The organism is Ruminococcus sp. YE71 (assembly GCF_900119155.1).
In the GTDB taxonomy this organism is placed as follows: Bacteria; Bacillota; Clostridia; order Oscillospirales; family Ruminococcaceae; genus YE71.
Map to the genome: position 1 here is coordinate 1 of NZ_FPIR01000015.1, position 20,665 is coordinate 20,665.

The window sequence follows — 20,665 nt, forward strand, 5'->3', positions numbered from 1 at the left end:
ATCCCATCCGCAAGGAGTAAGACCCCTGAAAGACTAACAGGTTGATAGGTTCAAGGTGTAAGCACAGTAATGTGTTCAGCCAGCGAATACTAATCGGTCGAGGGCTTAACCTTTAAGTGTGATACGAAGAATCAAGAGAATAACTCAGAAGCAAGACAAAGTTTCCTGTTCGATTTTGAGGCTGCAAAAAGCCGAAAGGGTTTGACGCGAGAAGCGTTGAACTTAGTCCGTGACGATAGCGATGAGGTTCCACCTGTTCCCATGCCGAACACAGAAGTTAAGCTCATCTACGCTGAAAATACTTGCCTGGCGACGGGCTGGGAAGATAAGTAGTTGCGGACACTTAAAAAGAAAAAGCTCGGAAACATCACGTTTTTGAGCTTTTTTTGTTTGTGTTAAAGCCGCAGGAAAATTAAAATTTCCTGCGGCTTTTGGTTCTTGTGTCAGTTTTTTCGCTACTTCGGCGATACCGTTCATGTAGTCGAATGTGAATTTGTTGCCGTCAGCGCACTTTATGCTGTAGGTGCTGTCGAATTATACCAAGCTGCCTGTGAATAGTCACCTTCGGACAAAAACAGAGGACGAGCCCTGCTGCGGGTCCGTCCTCTTTGATGTTGCTTATCTGATCGTAACGACCGCGTAGTGCTTGAGCGACTCGTCAGCCGTCCAGACACCGTTGATCTTGGCGGCGACTGCCACCTTGTAGCTTGCGCCGGGGGTGAGGTTCTTCGGGCTTGTGTAGCTCGGAGTCGAAGCGGAGATGTCGGAATTCAGGATTCTCCACTTGCCTGTGTAGTACGCTGCCACACAGTACTTGGTCGCACCCTCAACAGGCGCCCATGTGAGCCTTACGCGGTGATTCTGCTCGTCGTACTCGATGTTGGTGAACTGCGGATATACAGGGGTCGAAGCCTGATAGGGGACTGCCAGCACGATGTAGTTGACCGCCATTTTCTCGCCGCCGTTGGAGCCGAGGGTCACCTTCGTGCCCGACTTCACGTCCTTCTTGTACAGTGCGAGCTCAACACCGTTCGATACTGTCAGCGAAGTGCCGACTGCCGTCCAGGAGCTCAGCCAGCTGAGGTTCGCGCTCACTCTGGTATCAACTGCGGTGTAGACGGTGATGTCCTTTGCGGCAGTGAATTCCGCCAGATCGGAGGTGTACAGCTTGGATTCGCAGGCGGTCTTTACAACTTCCGCATTGTTGAGGTAGTCTGGAACTCCCTGAACGGTGAAGTCACGGTCGCCGAAAATGGTGGAACCGTTGCCGAAGCCGCTTACGATCGACCAGTTTGCGGCGTTCTGTTTGTCGTTGACGATGAGGTTCTGAATGAGGCTGCCGTTGAGCGGTTCAACCTTCTTCTCGGAAACAAGGACGAAGTAGTTGACGCATCCTGTGGAGCCGCCGTTTGTGCCGAGGGTGATCTTTGCGCCCGAGGCGAAGTCCTTCTTGTAGAGCACCATCGTCAGGTCATTGGAGGTGGTGATGACTTCGTCGGTCTTTGTCCAGTCGGACAGCCACGAGGGCAGAGACGAAACGATTCGGCTGTCAACCGCTGTGTATACGGTGATGTCGGAACCTGCGGTGAATGTGCCGAGGTCGGAGGTGACGGTCTTGGAGTCGCAGGCAGTTCTGATAGCCTCAGCGCCTGCAACCGACGCGGGAACGTTGACTGCCGTGAAGTCGCGGTCGCCGAAGATCTTCGATCCCGAGCCGAAGCCGCTGTAGATCGACCAGCTCGCCGCGTGTGCGGTGTCGGCAACGGTCAGATCCTTGACGAGAGTTCCGCTGATGGGATCAACGGTGATGGGAGTGCCCGAGTAGTTGTAGTAGTAGGGCGCCCAGCCGCTCAGATAAGTGCCCACGTCAAGTCCGCTGGCAGAGTACTTGACAGTTCCCGAAACACGGCCCGAGGTGTTGACTGCCGCGCCGTTGACGGTGGTGTTGTATTCCTTGAACTTCGCGTTCTCGGGGGCGTTGCCGCTCATGCTTGCCCAGCCTGCGGAGGTTATCATGCTCTCGGAAGCGAGCTTTGTGTTGACGAACGCAACGTCCGCCTCAGCACCCCATGGTCTGCCGAAGTTGCCCGAGCCGACCTTCATGCCGCTAGTTCCCGAAATGTTGCACTCGGAGAAGAGGTACTTGCCGTCGCTCTTGGCTGCGGTGATGTAGCCGCCGACCGCCTTGTCGGTGTAGCCTGCCCACACGAGGTCGCAGTTCTGGAAGATGCAGGTGCCCTGACCGAAGATATAGTCGGTGTTGCCTTCGATGCGGCAGTCACGGTAGTACTCGTGAGCGCCCCTGGTGAAGAGGGTGTCCTGGCTTCCGAGGAATGTACACTTGTAGAATTCGCTGTAGTCGCCCTCGACCGCAATAGCCGCGCCGCGCTCGGTAGCGGTCTTGCTCTTGACGTCAGCGCCCTTGTAGCGCTGGAAGGTGATCGACTCGCTGCCCGATACCTCAACGCCGTCGGCGATCTCTTCGTCGGTGACATAGCGGTTGAAGGAGTTCTCGAAAGTGATATATTCAGCGCGGAAATACGACGCCTTGGTGTGGAGCGCAACAGCACTGCCCCATCGTGTAGCCTCGCCCTTGGAGGACTTGGACTTTGCGTTGGAGGCGTTGTAATAGCCGTCGCTGCCCATGCTGTAGTACTTATATCCGATGCCGTAGTACCATGTGATCTTGACTTCCTGCGAGGGGTTGTCGTTGATGAAACTGATATACGGTGTGTTCACGCGCACCTGCTCGCGGTATGTTCCCGGCGCGATATGGATATTTACGCGGGTCTGCTCGGAGGTGGGGTTAAGAGCCGCCGCCGCATCGACTGCCGCCTGAATGGTGCTGTAGTTCTTCGACTGACTGGGGTAGCCGACGTACAGATGAGTACCCTGCGTCGGCTGCGGAGTGGTGACCTCCGGCTCGGGCAGAGTGCCGAGCTTTATATTGTTGGCGCACCAGTTTCCGTACCATGCGTAACCGGTCCTGCGCTCAAGGCTGATCTGGGTCACGTCGGTGTAAGCCTTGCCGTCGCGGTCTGCAAACATGGGCTTGCTGTTCTGGAGATCGTAGAATCTCGCCCAGATAGTCGAGCCGCTGGAGTAGTTCAGCACCTTGTCGGTCTTGTCGGAGTTCCAGTTCCAGCTGGTGTTCTCTATCTTCACCGAATCGAACCACTTGACAGCGGCGTTGATGCTGCGGATGACCTCGGCGGTCTGCTTTTCCTTCGGCAGCGAGCGCAGGAAATCAACGATGCCGACGCTCTCGGAGGTGCATACCGACGGCAGCTCATAGGCTCTCGCACCTGCGGGAGCGAGCGTGTACTCGTCGTGCTGCTGACCCCAAGCGGTGAGGGTGCCGTTTATCTTGATCTGCGTGTTGAGGATGCACTGGATGCCCTTGTTCACGGCGTTTTCAGCCTTGCTCTGGTAGCTCGAATCCACCCACGCGAAGGCGCCCGACTTCTTCGAGACCTCCTGAAGCACGTTCAGGACAGCCACAATCGCGGTGTCGTTGTAGGTGATATGAGCGTGGTAGGTGCCTGCGTCGTTGAACACCTGCGGCCATCCGCCGTTGGAGTACTGACCGTTGATGAGCAGGTCGAGACCCTTCAGGCAGGCGGTCTTGTACTTTGCGGTACCTGTTGCGTTGTAAACATTAGCCAGAAAACGTATCTGTCCCCATGTGGCATTGTTGTCGATGGTGGACTTGTTCCACGAGCCTGTTGTGGCGGTCTTCATGTCCTTGCGCCAGCCGCCGTCGGACAGCTGATATGCGATCATCTCGTCAGCGAGCGCTGCCGCCTCGGAACCCTTCCACCAGGAAGAGTCTTTCTTGGAGTAGGTACTCCAGTTAAAGTCGTTCTCGCCTGCGAACGCCACGAGCCCCGTCTGCACCTGCGGCAGGAGGGGAGTCGCCGTTGACATTACCATTCCTGCCGCGAGCAGTACGCAGGCGGCACTTTTGGACGATCTCTTCATAATAAGTCACTCCTTATAAAAATATTAACATATGTTCTGATACTGACATTTAGTTTCGCTTAAAAATCTAACCAAATATATTATAGCGCTTTTAAACGCATATGTCAATGAATTATCTGAAAATAATTTGTTTTATTATGAAATTTTTGTACTGTTTAGCCTAAGTGCTGTCTCGGCTGTTTCGTGGCCGCAGATAGTCGGATGCAAGATATTTGACCGTGTCCGATCTGTCACCAAAAACCGAGCGGCACACCTGCCGTCAGACGGGTATGCCGCTTTTTGTCATGAATCCGATTCGTAATAGGGGTCACGGTAGCTCTTGAAATAGTCATACGGAACGGCAGGTTCTGCATTTGCGATATCAGCATCGACATCTCCGCTGCCGTATTCTCCCGCGTTTTCAATGATATGAAGGATCTGCGATGCTTTCTCCTTATCTTCGAGAAGGCAGAAATAGCTCTCGCTTGCGGTGTACTGCGGGTCGAGCTCGATGGCGGCATAGGACAGCAGCGTATCGTAAAACTCACCGCAGTTATCGCCGAGCAGGATCTTTTCGGGCTGCGCTTCGTCGATGAGCCAGCCGAAATTTATCGTGCAGTAGCCGTCGGGCAGGTGCAGCACATCGTGGGTTTTGCGCCACTGCTTCGGCAGCCACAGCATCTGCCTTGTGTCGCTCTCATCCATGCACTCGCTCTTCTTGTACAGTATCCCGTCGAGGAAGAATACGGGCAGTCCGCTGTCCGCTGTGACGGAGGTGTAGGGCGGGTCGATGTAATCGGACGACGCGAAGCTCAGTATCATCTCGTCGCTGTAATGGCTGTTCAGATGTATGCTGCCGTCCTTGTGAACGATGAGCGCAAAGTCGTTGTCGAAAGCATGGGGCATCTCAGTGTAACGTTCGTAAACGAGCGGTCGGTTCCTGTAGCTGTCCGAATAGATGTAGCTGATCTCCTCGGTATCATCGCAGGTCTCCCCGATGGTGAAATCATCGACACAGAAACAGTCGTCGTCCATGTACACGGTCTTGAAGCCGCTAAGCTTCACATCGAACAGCCCCGTGTACAATACCTCGGGCGCCTTGCCGCCGTACTCCGTCTGCTCGTCGAGGGCATCCCTGAACCTGTCCGAGAGCCTTTCCCTGTCGAATGTCTCCTGCTTTACGAGCCCTTCGGGGTCTCTGATACCTCTGAAAGTCATGACGATGCGCCCGTCCGCGATTTCGAGCGTGCCCTCGGCGGTGTACTCGTCGGTCAGCCCGACGTTCACCGTCAGCTCGGGCACCGACTTTACGAAATCGGGGTCTGCCTCGGTGAAATTCTCCGCCTTCGAGAGGAACGGCTTGTAGATAAGCCGAAGTTCATCGCCGCGGTACTCCGCGTTCTCAAAGCGAAGAAAGCGGTATTCGTCGGAGTCTTCGCTCACGATGGGCGGCACGGGGTATCTGTACTTGTGCTCGCTGTCGTAAACGGAGTTGTAGTACTCTAACATATGTTCGTACTCCGAAGTGTCGTTCGGGTCGATGGCGTAGCCTATGATGTCAAGATAAGCGTCGTTCGGTATCAGGTCGCAGTAGAACATACCGCTTATATCAGAGATGCGGCTTCTGAGGTCGAGGGTCTGCCACTCGGTGCTGTCCGCCGATGCGCTTTCGGACGCATTGTCTGTGGGAATGTCGCTCATACAGCCTGCCATGAAAAGCGCAGTCCCTCCGATGAGAAGCACGCCTGCCGCACATACAGCCGCAGACCTTGCGCGTGAACGTCGGACGGGATTTTTTGCTGTCTGTCCGCGATGTTTCATTGTTTTCTCCTCCCGTTTATATATGTTCGGTGGAAGATAGTATATCACAAAAACCGCGCCCTGTCAACATTTACGGAAGGCGAAAAAATTTTTTTGAAGAACTACTTGACAAAGCAAAGTACCTGTGGTATAATATCATCAAGCTACTAAACAATGCAAAGTAGCTCGGAGAGAAGGGACACGCCTATGGACAACGCGCAACTGCTGAAAGGCATACTTGAGGGCTGTGTGCTGGCGATCATCGCCGAGGGTGAGACCTACGGCTATGAGATAATCGGCGAGCTTGAAAAGGCGGGCTTTGAGGAGATCGGCGAGGGGACGCTCTACCCCGTTCTCACAAGGCTCGACAAGAACAAGCTGATACAATGCCGCAGAGCAAAATCACCTCTGGGGCCTGTGCGGAAGTATTACAGCATCACGGACGAGGGGGCGGGTGCCCTGAACGACTTCAAAGAAAGATACAGAAAGATCAGCCGGAGCGCGGGCCAGCTTTTGTTTGGGTCGGCGCAGGAAGAGGAACAGCAGGACGGAGGTACATCATGATAAATTCTCATGCTATCTACATCGAAAAGCTACAGCCTGAGTACAGGTCGGTGTTCAGGAAGATACGCGACTACGTGACGGCGAGCAACATGGACGAGATCAGGAATGAGGAGATGCTCAGCGAGGTCATGGACACATTCCTCTCGGCGCAGAACGAGGGAAAGCCTGTGGAGCAGGTCATCGGCGGCGACCTCGGGACGTTCTGCCGTCAGCTTTGCTCGGACATCGGCGTGAAGAGCCGTGTCATAAATTTCCTCGAAGCGATGCAGCCGATCGTTTCGGTACTTGCGATATTCGGCGTTCTCGACCTTGTCAAAATGCTTGAAAAGCTGTCCGACGGCGAGAAGTTCAGCATCCTGACCTACCGCGGCGAAGAGAATGTCCCTGCGTTCCTGCTGGGCGGTCTGATGTTCGCGGCAGTCGTGTACGCGGGCAGATTCTTTATCAAGAGACTGGTTTTCACCAGACCCGATACATACAAAAAGCTGGCTTTCCTTATAAGAGCCGTGACCCTCGTGCTGATGCTGGCGGTCATCCTCATCCTGTTCAATGGCGCCGAAGCAAAGGGCACATATCTCTGGGTGACACTGCTTTTCTGCGCGGTTTTTCTGACCGCCTACAGGTTCATCACCCGTGAGAGCAGGCGTTACAAGAAGGAGAACCGCATCTCGCTGGGCGAAATGGCAGGCACTTCGGCGAACATCAGTCTCGACATCGAGCAGACGGAAATGAAGCGCTTTGAGAAGCTGAACAGCAAAAACGTCCGCAAGGGCAAGCCTGAGCTGACCTTCGGGCAGTTCCTCGACCGCGAGGAAAAAAGCTGTACGAGCTGGGACAAGCGCCCCGCGTTCTACATCTTTCTGGTGCCTGCTTCGACGGTGCTGGGACTGATAATAACGACATTTGCAGGCGGTTTTGAGGGCTTTTCGGATATGCTCGTCTTTATCGGCGTGATGCTTGCCGTTGAGGGCGCCATAATGTACGGTGTATACCGCTTGGTCGATACGGGAACGAAGGCGCGGCTCAGCTGGCTGAGGTCGAAGCGCGAAAGCGAATAACAGACATAAAGGACAGATGCTTCGGACGTAACATCTGTCCTTTTTCTGCGACCTGCATTTTGCATCAAGCGTGCTGAAAAACATACGAATGTGACTAAAGTCACATCAAAAAACTGCCATTATTCACTACCGCCCTTTGCAGATATGGTGTATAATGGTTACAGTAAGAACAAAAACGAAAAAACGGAGGTCAAACATGGAAAATGTAATCCTTAAAACTACACAGCTGACAAAGAAATACAACAACAAAGCGGTGGTCGATGACCTTTCGCTGGAGATACGCCGCGGAGAGATATTCGGTCTGCTGGGGCCGAACGGAGCAGGCAAGAGCACTACGATGAACATGATATGCTCCACCGTCGCGCCCACGGCAGGCAGGGTGGAACTGTTCGGGAAAGAGCTCCGCTCGCACCGCAAGGAGGTCATCCGCAGGATAGGCTACATCCCGCAGGAGCTGGCGATACACGGCAATCTCAAGGCGTGGGAGAACGCCGAGATGTTCATCTCGCTGTACGGGCTCAAGGGCGAAAAGCTCAGGCAGGCGGTCACGGAATCGCTGGAGTACGTGGGGCTGAACGAGTGCCGAAACGAGTTCGCAAAGCACTTCTCGGGGGGCATGAAGCGAAGGCTGAACATCGCCTGCGCCATCGGCCACTCCCCCGAACTGCTGATATTCGACGAGCCGACCGTCGGCATCGACCCGCAGTCGCGCAACTTCATCCTCGAAAAGATAAAGGAGTCGAACAGCAGCGGCGCGACGGTAATCTACACGAGCCATTACATGGAAGAGGTCGAGGCCATATGCACCCGCATCGCCATCATGGACAACGGCAGGATAATCGCCTGCGGGTCGAGTGCCGAGCTGAAAAAGATGGTGAACGGAAATGACGACATCACACTTGAAGAGGTGTTCCTCACGCTGACGGGAAAGAAGCTCAGAGACATCGAGGGATAAGGTGAGAAAATGATATTCTATCTGATGAAAAACAACCTGAAACTGATTTTCAGGAACAAGTTCGCGGTTGCGGTGCTTCTGCTGGGGCCTGCCCTCACGATAGCGATGCTGTCGAACGCCTTCGAGTCGCTGATGAAGTCCTACACCGTTCCCGACGAGTTCACGGTGGGGTACAGAGCTCAGGGCGGCGTTCTTGCCGACAGCATGGACGACATAAAGGAAGCGGGCAGGGAAGCAGGGATAGTTTTCCGCGAGTACCCCGACGGCGAGCCCGAGGAGCTTATCGCGAACAACGACCTTGCGGCGTTCGCTGATATAGAAGGGGAGGGCTACACCCTCTACACCAGCGAGGATCACAAGCCCGAGGGTGCTGTGACCGACTGCTTCTTCGACAGGGTAGTGAGCGGAGGTGTCGATGCGGCGCTCGGCAGTATAGCGCCCGACGCTGTCATGAGTTCAGCGGTACCCACGTCGAACCTTGACTATATGCCTGCCGTGAACTCCACCGACTACTACGGCATGATCTACATCGTGTACTTTTCGAGTCTCGGCATGGTCTGCGCGACGGGTATGCTCAGCTCCGAGAAGAAGAACGGCATCGAGCGCAAGTACCGCGTCTGCCCGGTATCGAAGTTCGGGCTGTATCTCGCAAGGCTGCTGCCGACGGCGGCATTGGTCACCGTCTGCTCGCTCATCGAGACGCTCGTGACTACGGCACTGTTCGGCATCCACTGGGGCACGCCGCTACTTTCGGCGCTCATCGTGGTGATGGTGATACTTGCAGGCACTGCCTTCGGTTTCATGCTGTACAGTCTCTCGCGGAACATGGCGATGACGATAATCGCGCTGTTCGCGGTGATATGGGTGATGGGCTTCTTAGGGGGCAGTTTCGAGACATATATGTATTCGGCTGTTTCGGAGACATTGAAGAAAATATCCTTCTTCTACTATGCTAACAGGTCGCTGGTGGAGCTTTCTTCGATGGGCAAGAGCGACTATACGGCGGTGTCGCTGTTGTTTTCGGGCGGCATATTTGCGGTCAGCTCGGCAGTGTCCATCGCTGTCGATACTATAAGAAAGAAGGTGTGAGCATGGTATCTGTCATCAAAACAACCATGAAGCTGCTGCTTCGCAACAAGGGTTTCATATTCTTCCTGACGGTGATACCTCTGCTCTCAACGCTGATATTGTCGCTGAAAGTCGATCACGATGTTGACCACTGCGTGACCGAACAGAAGGTCATCGAGCTCGACTCCGCCGAAACAAGGGCTATCTACAAGGGCGACCACGAAGCGTTCATCATCAAGGTCTACGACGGCTCTGAGAGCGAGCTTTCGGGGTATCTGCTCGACACTCTTGCCGCCGGCAGTATGTTCTCGGTCTGCCGTGCGGATGTGACGGACATGAGCGGCGACGAAGTCCGCAAGCGTGCCGAAAAGGACGCTTTCGACGACCGTGCAGGCATGATAATGTACCTGAAAGCAGGCTTTGACAGCGCCGTCATGAACGATTCTCTGTCGGACGGTATCGAGCTTTTCAAGGTGTCGGAGGACGGCAGACAGGAGATGTTCACCACCGAGCTGTCGGACATCCTGTCGAGGATGTACAGGAGCGGCACCGTCTGCGGCGGAGACAGCTCAAAGACCATCGAAATGCTCCACACCATTTCGGGGCAGATGCCGAAAAAGACCGTCAAAAACATCGCAGGCGGGAACAAGACTGTCCTCACAGCCGAGCAAAACAACAACAAGACCCAGATAGGCTATGCCTTCGCGTTCCTGACCCTCGGGTTCATGTTCAGCGGAGTGTTCGCCGCCCACACTGTCATCACCGAATCGAACAACAAGGTCTACACGAGGATAATGCTGACGGGCATATCGAACATGAAATACTTCACGGCGAAATTCATAGTCGTGGTGATGATGTGCCTGTTACAGACAGGCGTGCTGGCTGTATGCCTGACTTTCATCAAAGACCTCGACCTCGGGATGCCATACGGACTGTTCCTTGTGATAGTATTCCTGCTGGGACTGATATTCGGTTCGTTCAGTATGTTGACAGGCATCGTTTTTGGTGATATAATGAGTTCAAACTATGCTGTGTTCGCAGTGTGGAGCGTGTCCGCGATGCTGTCGGGACTGTTTTTCCCCATCGGCGAGACCTCGGAACTGCTCAGGTCGATATCCTACCTGATGCCGCAGAGATGGTTCATCGAAGCCTGCGAAAAGCTCATCACGGGAGGCTCGGGGGCGTTCAGGATACTCGCTTCCGCCACCGTTTCGTACCTCATCGTGATAATCAGCCTCGGCAGCGTAGGACTAAAGATACGTAAGCAGGAAACCTGAAAGGGCTCATACCATGAATGAACACTTCCGAAACCACTATTTCACAGCAGTGCGAATGTGCCTGCTGGTGGCGATACTCGTCCACACGATACTATCATGTTCGCTTCTGACAGGAGCATCCTACGGGGTGCTCCTGCTGTTGGCGTTGCTGACGGGGGCGCTGTCGGTCAGGGAAGTCGTGAGCAGGCGTATGCAGGCGGTCTGCCTGACTGCGGCGGCGGTGCTGACGTGCGTCGTTTTCGGCATCTGCGGCAGGGGGACGATACTTCTCGGGGTGCTGACGGGGTACGAGATACTGACCTTTATTCGGCCGTCTGTCGGGTGGTATCTTCTGCCTGCGGTGCTGTCGCTGGCGGGTCGCGAAAGCACGGAGAGCTTCGTGCTCACCTCGCTGCTGCTGGGCGTGATATACGTTCAGCACGACCACGTTGCGGAGGTCTACCGTGAGCAGATGAAGGAGGACATCCTGAACGAACAGTCGCTCAAACACGACATCGACCGCCGCGAGAGCGCGATGAAGGACGAGCTGAAACAAAGTCTGCTGGCGTCGGAGAATCAGGTGCTTGAAGAGCGGGCGCAGCTGTCACAGACGCTCCACGACAAGCTGGGGCATAATATCAACGGCTCGATATATCAGCTTGAAGCGGTGAAGGTGCTGATGGAAAAAGACCCCGATCGTTCGCGGTCGATGGTGCAGGCGGTGATAGACCAGCTGAGGACGGGTATGGACGAGATACGTGCGATACTCAGGAAGAAGCGTCCCGAGAAGCATCTGCTGGCGGCGGCGCAGCTTGAAAGGCTGTGTGCGGACTGTAGGGCGAAGGGGATAGCCGCCGAGCTTGTGACTGAGGGGGAGCTTTCGGCGGTGCCCGAGGGGTGTCTTGAAGTGATACTGGACAATTGTTTTGAGGCTGTGACGAATTCGCTGAAGTACTCGAAATGCACGAAGATAGGGATAAATATAGTAGTCATGAACAGGTTTGTGAGGTGTACCGTCACGGACAACGGCAGGGGATGCAAGACGATAACGGACGGTATGGGGATATCGGGAATGCGAAGGCGAGTCCGTCAGGCGAACGGAATGCTGGAGATAAGCTCGGATATCGGATTCACGGTAAATATGCTACTCCCGATAGAATAGCACAAACGCCTCGTGTTCGCCAGGGCAGAAAAAAGTTTAGGAGGGGGGGTGGGGGAGACCCTTTTCAAAGGGGCCCCCCAGCAGGGGCACGGGGACAGAGTCCCCGAACCCGAGAGGTCGCTCAGCCCCCAAAGCGCACCAACGACCCCGCCAAATATAAAATCGGCAAATCCAAAACAAAACTTCCCGAAAGGCGCAAAATGAGAAACCCAAAACAATCCATCAAGAACAACAGATTTGCCGATTTTATTTTCGCGAGAGAGCGAAGCGATTCGAGTGAAACCCCCGATCGCACCAAAGGTGCGACAACAAAGCCAAACAAATGCAAAAACGTAAAAACGCAAATAATCAAGCAAGTCCAAAAATTCTGAAAGGAACCACAATGGAGAAAATAAAAGTCATAATCGCCGACGACAGCGATTTCGTAAGAGACGGCATGAAGATAATCCTTGAGGTCGATGACGGCTTTGAGGTCATCGGGTGCGCCGCAAACGGCAGGGAAGCCTGCGAGCTCGCCGAACAGGAGCCGCCGGATGTGTTCCTCATGGACATCCAGATGCCCGTGATGGACGGTATCGAAGCTACTAAGTATATCACCGAACATAAGCTCGGGAAGGTGCTGATCCTCACGACTTTCGACGAGGACGAGCTCGTTCAGGCGGCGCTCAGAAACGGCGCGAAAGGCTACCTCATCAAGAACCATACCCCCGAACACCTTAAACAGATGATACGCTCGGTCTACTGCGGTACGGGCGTCATGGAGGAAAGCATCCTCGAAAGCCTCGCCGTCAGGAGCGATCCGACCCCTTCGGGCTTCTGCGCGGATGAGTTCACCGCACGCGAGCTTGAGATGATAAAGGCGGTCGCGGACGGCCTTTCCAACGAGGAGATAGCCGAACGCCTGTTCCTCTCAAAGGGCACCGTCAAGAACTACATAACCTCGATACTCTCAAAGGCAGGGCTCTCCCACAGGACGGCTCTCGCTGTCTACTACCTCACGGGGAAAAAGCCCGAGTGAGACTTTAACGTTTTCGCTCCTTATGTTAACGATTACAAAAAGCTCACAATTAAAACATCGTATATTAAAACAACTGACTGATTATTGCGGTTTACCTGCCGAAGATTGCGGTATTGGTATATAGTGGTTGACTTTTGATATGATGTATTGTATATTTACATTAAAGAAAATTGACACTGATATAGTATATTGGGCATTATGACGGTAATGGAGAAAACGTTTTTTTCGGCTGTTATATGCATTTCGTAACGGAAGTTATGTCCTGTAAAGTTCGTTCAGGACAAACATAATAAGGAGTGATAAAAATGAAACATTCAAGAGTGAAGAGAATCGTCAGTGGAATCGTTTCCATGCTGATGATCGCGGCGGCTTTGCCCGTTTCGACATACGCTGATGACTGGAGCGGCTATGCAGGCGGCTTCCCGACAACGGGCAACGAGAACATCGGCTCGGACGCAGGCGACGGCGGCAACGCTCAGTCGGGGCTTAATGCCAAGATCAAGAACGATATGCCCACAACCGTCCCCTACGGAGCGGAAAAGTCCAGCCAGTGCAAGGTCGAGAACAGGACCTATTACTGCAAGTACACGGGCAAGCAGAAAAAGTGCAACGTTATCCTGCCCCCGAACTATGACTCAAGCAAGAAATACCCCGTAATGTTCGTTCTTCACGGTATCATGGGAAGTGAGAACGACATGGTGAGCGGTATGGGCGTTCAGGAACTTATGACGGGTCTTATGACCAGCGGACAGGCTGAAGAGTTCATCGTGGTCACCCCGAATATGTTCACCAGCAAGACCATGGACGGCCCCAGCGGCATCAACCAGCAGACCGCTTCTCAGTACGATAACTTCGTCTATGACGTTACCGACAGCCTTCTCCCCTTCATCAAGGAGAACTACTCTGTAAAAGAGGGCAGAGAGAATACGGCTATCACAGGCTTCTCCATGGGCGGCCGTGAGGCTATCTACTGCGGACTTCTGCGCCCAGACGTGTTCGGTTATGTGGGCGGCGCCTGCCCTGCACCCGGTATCACACCCGCATCCGATTTCTACATGACTCATCCCGGCTGTATGCAGGAGAGCGAGATGAAGTTCAGGGATGTCGGCCCCGAGCCTGCTGTATTCATGATTACAGGCGGAACCAACGACAACGTTGTTCAGGATTTCCCGAAGAAGTACAGTGAAACCCTGACACGCAACGGCGTTGACCACGTTTACCAGTCTATCCCCGGCGGCGGACATGACGCAAATTCCGTAAAGCCCCATCTCTACACCTTCATGAGATATGTTTTCAAGGGTTCATCGAGTCAGGGACAGCAGGGCAACGACCCTCAGCCCGAGACAAAGGTCTCCCTCCTCGGCGACGCGAACATTGACGGCACTGTAGATATCAGCGACGCTATCCTTATCAGACAGTGGCTCCAGAACCCCGATAAATACATCCTCACCGAGCAGGGACGCCTGAATGCGGACGTATTCAATGTCGGCGACGGCGTTACAATCGACGATGTGAACACCATCCAGAATTACGTTCTCGGTGTTATCGACAGTCTCAATGAGAATACCGTTCCCGATCCTCCGACTGGCCTCGTTCTGAACGATCATTTTGATTCGGGCGTAGGTTCGTGGACGGGCAGAGGTCCTTCCACCGTTGCGGCTTCCGATGCGGCATACTACGGCACTTCGGGCAAATCGCTGTTCGTTTCAGGCAGAACAGCCGAGTGGAACGGCGCGTCTGTCAATATGGACGGCAAGCTGCGTGCTGGCGAGACATACAGCATAAGCTTAGGTGCTCTCCAGACATCGGGCGGTTCTGCTGAAATTCAGGTATCGCTCCAGTACAGCACGGGCAGCGGAACCGAATACGCTCATATCGCTTCGGATTCCTGCGCAAGCGGCGTATGGACAAAGCTTGAAAACACACAGTTCACCATTCCCTCTAATGCTTCCGATATAGTTCTTTATGTTGAGACCGTACAGGGCTCGGGAGACCTTATGGACTTCTATATCGACGATGTTCTCGTTGCGGCAGCAGGCACAAAGTCGTCTGTAACAACAGGCGGCACAGGCAAGGTGCCCGAGACAGACGTTGTCATCTCTGACCCCACCAAGTGGGATAACTATCAGGAGACAGCTTCCGCGCAGTATATCGACTTCTACAAGAGCTCCATCAAGCACATGGGCAACACCTACAGACTTACCGAGAAGCTCAACGCTGCCGAAAACGGTGCGCCCCTGACAGTAGCTTACCTCGGCGGTTCCATCACCGAGGGCAAGAACTACACCACACCTTTCTCCAACTACCTGAAAAACACCTTCGCAAAGGGCAGCTTCAAGGAGATAAACGCAGGACTTTCGGGCACTTCCTCGGTCGTAGGACTTGTCCGCAGTGAGAAGCAGATCGTTGAGCAGAAGCCCGACATCATCTTCCTTGAGTTCTCCGTGAACGACCACGAGGATATACTCTACAAGAAGTGCTTCGAGAGCTGCATCAAGAAGTTCCTCGATATGCCCAACGCACCTGCTGTATGCGTACTCATCAACCGTGCGAGAGGCGGATTCTCCAGCCAGTCGCAAATGTACCCCATCGGCAAGAACTTCGACATCCCCGTTATCAGCATGGACGACGCTCTCACCAAGGCGTTCAACAGCGGATTTCTCCAGACGGGCGATTACTTCACCGACGATTATCACCCGCACAAGGACGGCGGTCAGCTCATCGCAGACTGTCTCGGCTACTATGTACGTCAGGCACTGAAGAGCGAGAACCGTTCTGCGGGCTACACTCAGCCTACCAGCTACGTTTACGGCGCTGATTATGCGAGCTGCGTGAACGTTGACCCGAAGAACCTCACCAACTTCAATGCAGGTTCGTGGACTTACGGCAGCGGCTACGGCAACGGTCAGGGTCTGAACTATTCCTACACCCTCAACGGCGGCAGCCCTATGACCTTCAAGGCTAAGGGCAAGGGTCTCATCATCGTGTTCAAGGCCAACAGCTCGGGTATGGGCAGCATCAACGTTACCGTAAACGGCAAGACCACTCAGATAAACGGCAACAAGCTGTACACCTGGGGCGGTCCCGACGCTGAGCTCGGCTACTACCAGAGCACCTCGGGCGACCTCAACGTTTCTATCAGCGGAAACGGTCAGTTCACCATCTGGGGCATGGGTCTCGTTCAGTAAAAGCGAATAATGAAAGCTCCGACTTCTTTGAGGGTCGGAGCTTTTTTTGTCAAATATTGTTGCTCAATTTTAATATCGTGTAAAAATATGAAACAGCATATACCTTATATATATAAGCGTGCTGACGCATCGGAAACGACCAAATCGGAAAGGGGCTGAAAAATATACTGTTTTTCAGGGGTTGATTTTTCTTTAACGGTCTGGTAACTTAAATAATCAAATATATGAATTATTTTCAAAAGTACGCAGGTACGTTACTTTAGTGATGCAAAAGAGCAATTTTTGATTACAATTTATGGATAATGCGCAAAAAATGATTTGAAAACAGAGTGAAAAATATATAAAATATAGACAATTACTACAGAGGTGAATAGACCGCGAAGCCGACCACTTGCGGTAATACCCTGTAGCACGGTTCATGATAATATTTTATGAATGTAGAAAGAGAGGAAATTAGCTTATGAAGAAATTTGTTCCCAAGCGAGCGGTAGGCGCGGTCCTTGCAGGTCTTATGTTAGTTTCGCCTGCTCCGCTGGTAAATCTGGATCTGAACGTATTCGCTGAAAAGACGCTCCAGACGTCCCCGTCCAGTACCCGTGACGAAGGCTGGTACAACGGCTACCACCACGAGATCTGGCAGGCAGACACCCCGAACTCTTCCACCATGACTCTGCACGATAATGACGGCGGATTCAAGACCACATGGAAGTGCGGCCCCAACAACTCGAAGGGTAACTTCCTTGCACGCCGCGGTCTCTACTATGGTCTGAACAACCCCAAGACCTGGAAAGACTACGAGGGCTTCACCTGCGATTACGACTGCACATGGTCGGCAGGTTCTTCGGGCAACTCCCGTATCTGCATCTACGGCTGGGCTCAGAATCCTCTCGTTGAGTACTACATCATCGAGGACTGGAAGAACTGGTCTCCCGCACAGGATCCGACCGCTAACTACAAGGGATCGGTAACTATCGACGGCAGTGAATACAAGGTCTATACCAGCAACAGAAATTCCTATACCATCGAAGGAAACAAGAACTTCACCCAGTACATAAGCATCCGTCAGAAGACCAGAACAAATGGCACCATCAGCATCTCCGAGCACTTCAAGGCATGGGAGAGCATGGGCATGAAGATGGGCAACTTCTACGAGTGCGCATTCAACGTTGAAGGCTGGGAGAGCGATGGTACGGCAGATGTTAACCTCACCATCAAGGAAGGCAAGACCAGCGGCGGCGGTCAGACCGATCCCGACCCGACTATCCCCGATCCCGACGCTAACGGCGATTACTTCACCAGCACCTTCGAGAGCGGCAAGGATAACTGGACTGGCAGAGGCGACGCTTCTGTTTCCATCGACAGCAAGAACTTCTATCAGGGCAGCAAGTCGCTGTACGTAACAGGCAGAACCAAGGAATGGAACGGTGCGGCAATCAACCTCAGCACCTCGACCTTCGTTCCGGGCAACTCCTACAGCTTCAGCACGGGCGTTCTCCAGAAGAGCGGTTCGGCTACAACCATGAAGCTGACTCTCCAGTACACCGATGCTTCGGGAAAGACCCAGTATGACGAGGTAGATTCCGTAAAGGCTAACAGCGGCGAGTGGACAAAGCTTGAGAACAAGTCGTTCACTATCCCGAGCGGCGCTTCCGACCTCATCCTTTATGTTGAAGCTCCCGACAGCCTGACGAATTTCTACATCGACAACGCAGCAGGTTCCAAGGCAGGCAAGGCTTCGTCCGTAACTACGGGCAAGGGCACTGTTGACAGCTCTAATCAGCAGTCGAACCCCGACACCACCGACGCTGCACTCAAGAACGTATTCTCCAGCTACTTCAAGGTAGGTACAGCTGTGAGCTCGAACGAAGTTCAGAAGAACCCCGACTTCATCCGCAAGCACTTCAACAGCATCACCCCCGAGAACGAGCTGAAACCTCAGTACATTCTCGACCAGAACGCATCCAAGCAGAAGGGCAACAACGTAAATCCTCAGGTTACTCTGCCGTACTCTGCAAAGATCATCCTCGACTTCGCAGTTAAGTACAACATCCCTGTAAGAGGTCACACCTTCATCTGGCACAGCCAGACCCCTGACTGGTTCTTCAAGGAGAACTTTGACAGCAACGGCGCTGTAGTTTCCAAGGAAGTTATGGATCAGCGTATGGAGAACTTCATCAAGAACACCTTCACGATGCTCAAGGAGAACTATCCTACTCTGAACCTCTACGCATATGACGTTGTAAACGAAGCATTCGATCCCGGCAACGGCAACCTCAGACAGGCCGGTTTCAGCGAGAGAGACGGTCAGTCGCCCTATATGACCATCTACGGTGACGACAGCTATATGCAGAAGGCATTCGCATATGCAAGAAAGTACGCTCCTCAGGGCTGCAAGCTGTTCTACAACGACTTCAACGAGTACAACGACGGCAAGGTAACTGCTATCTACAACTTCGCTAAGAAGGTACACGAAGCAGGCAACCTCGACGGTATCGGAATGCAGTCGCATCTCGGCACCAACTATCCCGACGCTACAAGATACAAGAACGCACTGAACCTGTTCTCGTCCATCCCCGGACTTGAGATCCACGTTACCGAGCTTGACGTTATGCAGAAGGGCGCAAGCTCCTCTGGATTCGCTAACTACTATGCAGGCATCGTTCAGGACATCCTCGACTGCGACGCTGTTACCTCGCTGACATGGTGGGGCACCAACGACGGCATGAGCTGGAGAAAGTCCGACACTCCTCTGCTGTTCGACGAAAACTATCAGCCGAAGGAAGCATTCAAGTCTGTAGTATCTCTCGTTCCCACCGAGCTGTGGGGCAAGACCAACGGCAACGAACAGCCAGACCCTGATCTTCCCAAGTATCCTACCACCAAGCTTGACGGTATCCAGGGCAACGCATTCAGGATCAGCTGGAACAAGCTCGACAATGCTGACAAGTATGTTGTCGCTTACACCACTAATGGCAAGAAGTGGAAGATAGCTAAGACTGTTGACAAGAACACCACATCGCTGACCTACAAGAACGTACCGAAGGGCACATATTATGTAGTAGTAGGCGCTTACGTAAACGGCAAGATCGACACCAGCGACCTCACCAAGAGAGCTGTAAAGGTTACTATCGGTTAAGTAGTATTACTGATGATCGAAGCTGACCGATCACACGCTTTGGTAAACAAGTAAGATCAAGACCGACATTCTGAAGAATGTCGGTCTTTTTTTGAGCTGTGTGTGAACTTGAATGAAGATCGCCGATGAGACCTTTCGGGGCGGGGACTCTGTCCCCCGAGCCCCTGCTGGGTGGACCCTTTAAAAAGGGTCTCCCCCAGACCCCCTCCTGAATTTTTTAGTCTCCGGCGCTCACGAGGGGGAGGTTTGGGTATTATTTGTGTTTCTTTCTTTCACGTTTGTTTTCGTACATCAGCTGGTCGGCTCGCTTCATTACTGCTTTCTATCAGTTTACCTTTATCCATATGTATGTTCTCACTCCTTCATCAAGTGTCATGCCCAATCGTACACTTGAAATGCTCTTTTATCAATAGCAGTGTTTTATACTCCCTCTGATTCCACGCAAGCTCGCCTACATTGTCAAGCATCGTCCGATTCTTGGCTATCGCTTCATCAAGGGTGTACAGTGCAGTACGCATTCCATAACGCTTTTCCTGTTCGCTGAGCTGCGTTTCTCCACGTTCAGCGGACACCTCACAGAAATACAGTCTGCTGATCTGGTGGAATATCCTGCCCTCGTGATAGCTCTTGAAGTCCCTTCGCTTTTCCTCGATATATCCAAACGGACGGATAGTGTCGGGGATAACGGAGTAGCCCGTTTCCTCCCTGATCTCACGGATAAGGGTGTCTGCATCGGATTCGCCCTCGTCCTGACCTCCGCCGGGGAGACTGACCTCGCCTTTGTTGTCATCGAGCAGCAACAGCTTGTCTCCAAAAAAAACGATACCACGTACAGCGACTCTTGCCCATACGTCCATATCTTCATCGTAGTCTTTCGCATCTAACAGCAGTAATCGCTCCATAATGACCTCCAAAACATCAGTCTGCTACACTTCACCTATTATACTCTAACATACAAACCTTAATTATAGCTTAAATCGCATAGGAAATACATCACTTTTATTAGTCTGTTACCAATTATTATACCAGAGTTTACCCTATAAAGTCAATCAGCTAAATAGAAAGAGCTTAAATCTACGTCGAGATCAAGCTCCTATTATTACTTATATTTGCCGATATAAGGTTCGCTCTGGATATGTGTCCTTGTATAGCAGTTATTTTCTTCATAAAAAAGCGGAACAGCCAACTTGACTGTTCCGCTATCATAGCCTGCCTATTTGTCTTGGTTTAGAGATACTTCTTTATGGAGCATCACCGAAGCCCGACGGATGTTTTGTTTTTCATACCATATATTATAACATATTTTTTCGTCACTTCAAGATATTACGTAAAAAAATATATCATTTTATTTAATAATTTCCTCCCACAAAAGCGACTTTCAGAGTCCGTCCGCACAAATTCTCCGTCCTTCGCCCCGAATGCCTGTCGTAATATAGTCGTAATGGCTGTTTCTTAACGGATTGGTAAAAGAATAATGTGTATAAAAGCGGTAAAAATTCA

12 protein-coding genes and 2 rRNA genes are annotated in these 20,665 nt (G+C 52.7%); 11 read left to right on the forward strand and 3 right to left on the reverse strand.

The features are described 5' to 3' along the window. Positions 1–113 (forward strand): 23S ribosomal RNA (locus BT142_RS13310); the annotation flags it as partial. 112 nt (positions 114–225) lie between these two features. Continuing rightward, positions 226–342: ribosomal RNA gene (gene rrf, locus BT142_RS13315) — 5S ribosomal RNA — on the forward strand. 276 nt (positions 343–618) lie between these two features. Here rrf and pelA read toward each other — a convergent pair. Both pelA and BT142_RS13325 read right to left on the reverse strand, forming a co-directional pair. Next, on the reverse strand, positions 619–3,981 hold the full coding sequence (gene pelA, locus BT142_RS13320; RefSeq protein ID WP_072418684.1) for a pectate lyase: 3,363 nt from the start codon (positions 3,979–3,981) through the stop codon (positions 619–621). A 282-nt stretch (positions 3,982–4,263) separates the two neighbouring features. Next, the gene (locus BT142_RS13325; RefSeq protein ID WP_072418685.1) at positions 4,264–5,781 is read right to left on the reverse strand and encodes a hypothetical protein; all 1,518 of its coding nucleotides are present in this window, start codon (positions 5,779–5,781) and stop codon (positions 4,264–4,266) included. A 186-nt stretch (positions 5,782–5,967) separates the two neighbouring features. On the opposite strand from BT142_RS13325, the gene BT142_RS13330 reads away from it, so the two are divergent. The 9 genes from BT142_RS13330 (at position 5,968) to BT142_RS13370 (ending at position 19,165) form a co-directional block, all read left to right on the forward strand. Next, the gene (locus BT142_RS13330) at positions 5,968–6,324 is read left to right on the forward strand and encodes a PadR family transcriptional regulator (protein ID WP_072418686.1); all 357 of its coding nucleotides are present in this window, start codon (positions 5,968–5,970) and stop codon (positions 6,322–6,324) included. After that, positions 6,321–7,382 carry a DUF1048 domain-containing protein gene (locus tag BT142_RS13335; RefSeq protein ID WP_072418687.1) on the forward strand — a complete coding sequence of 354 codons (1,062 nt, stop codon included), beginning with the start codon at positions 6,321–6,323 and terminating at the stop codon, positions 7,380–7,382. The genes BT142_RS13330 and BT142_RS13335 overlap by 4 nt, the downstream gene beginning before the upstream one ends. Before the next feature lie 196 nt (positions 7,383–7,578). Further along, positions 7,579–8,337: an ABC transporter ATP-binding protein gene (locus tag BT142_RS13340; protein WP_072418688.1), complete on the forward strand. Its 759-nt coding sequence runs from the start codon at positions 7,579–7,581 to the stop codon at positions 8,335–8,337. Between the two features lie 24 nt (positions 8,338–8,361). After that, on the forward strand, positions 8,362–9,426 hold the full coding sequence (locus BT142_RS13345) for an ABC transporter permease (RefSeq protein WP_175545500.1): 1,065 nt from the start codon (positions 8,362–8,364) through the stop codon (positions 9,424–9,426). Positions 9,427–9,428: 2 nt separating this feature from the next. Next, positions 9,429–10,682, forward strand: coding sequence for an ABC transporter permease (locus tag BT142_RS13350; RefSeq protein ID WP_072418690.1), 1,254 nt, complete (start codon positions 9,429–9,431; stop codon positions 10,680–10,682). A gap of 13 nt (positions 10,683–10,695) precedes the next feature. Beyond that, positions 10,696–11,823, forward strand: coding sequence for a sensor histidine kinase (locus BT142_RS13355; RefSeq protein ID WP_084659483.1), 1,128 nt, complete (start codon positions 10,696–10,698; stop codon positions 11,821–11,823). A 382-nt stretch (positions 11,824–12,205) separates the two neighbouring features. Continuing rightward, a complete protein-coding gene (locus BT142_RS13360) occupies positions 12,206–12,841 on the forward strand; it encodes a response regulator (RefSeq protein WP_072418692.1) in 636 nt (211 codons plus the stop codon). 305 nt (positions 12,842–13,146) lie between these two features. Then, positions 13,147–16,029, forward strand: a complete 2,883-nt coding sequence (locus tag BT142_RS13365; protein WP_072418693.1) for a carbohydrate binding domain-containing protein — start codon at positions 13,147–13,149, stop codon at positions 16,027–16,029. Between the two features lie 460 nt (positions 16,030–16,489). Continuing rightward, positions 16,490–19,165, forward strand: coding sequence for an endo-1,4-beta-xylanase (locus tag BT142_RS13370; protein ID WP_072418694.1), 2,676 nt, complete (start codon positions 16,490–16,492; stop codon positions 19,163–19,165). Between the two features lie 365 nt (positions 19,166–19,530). Here the strand turns inward: BT142_RS13370 and BT142_RS13375 are convergent, their stop codons facing one another. After that, entirely contained in the window at positions 19,531–20,067 is a 537-nt protein-coding gene (locus tag BT142_RS13375; protein WP_072418695.1) for an NUDIX hydrolase, read from the reverse strand. Between the last annotated feature and the right edge of the window lie 598 nt (positions 20,068–20,665).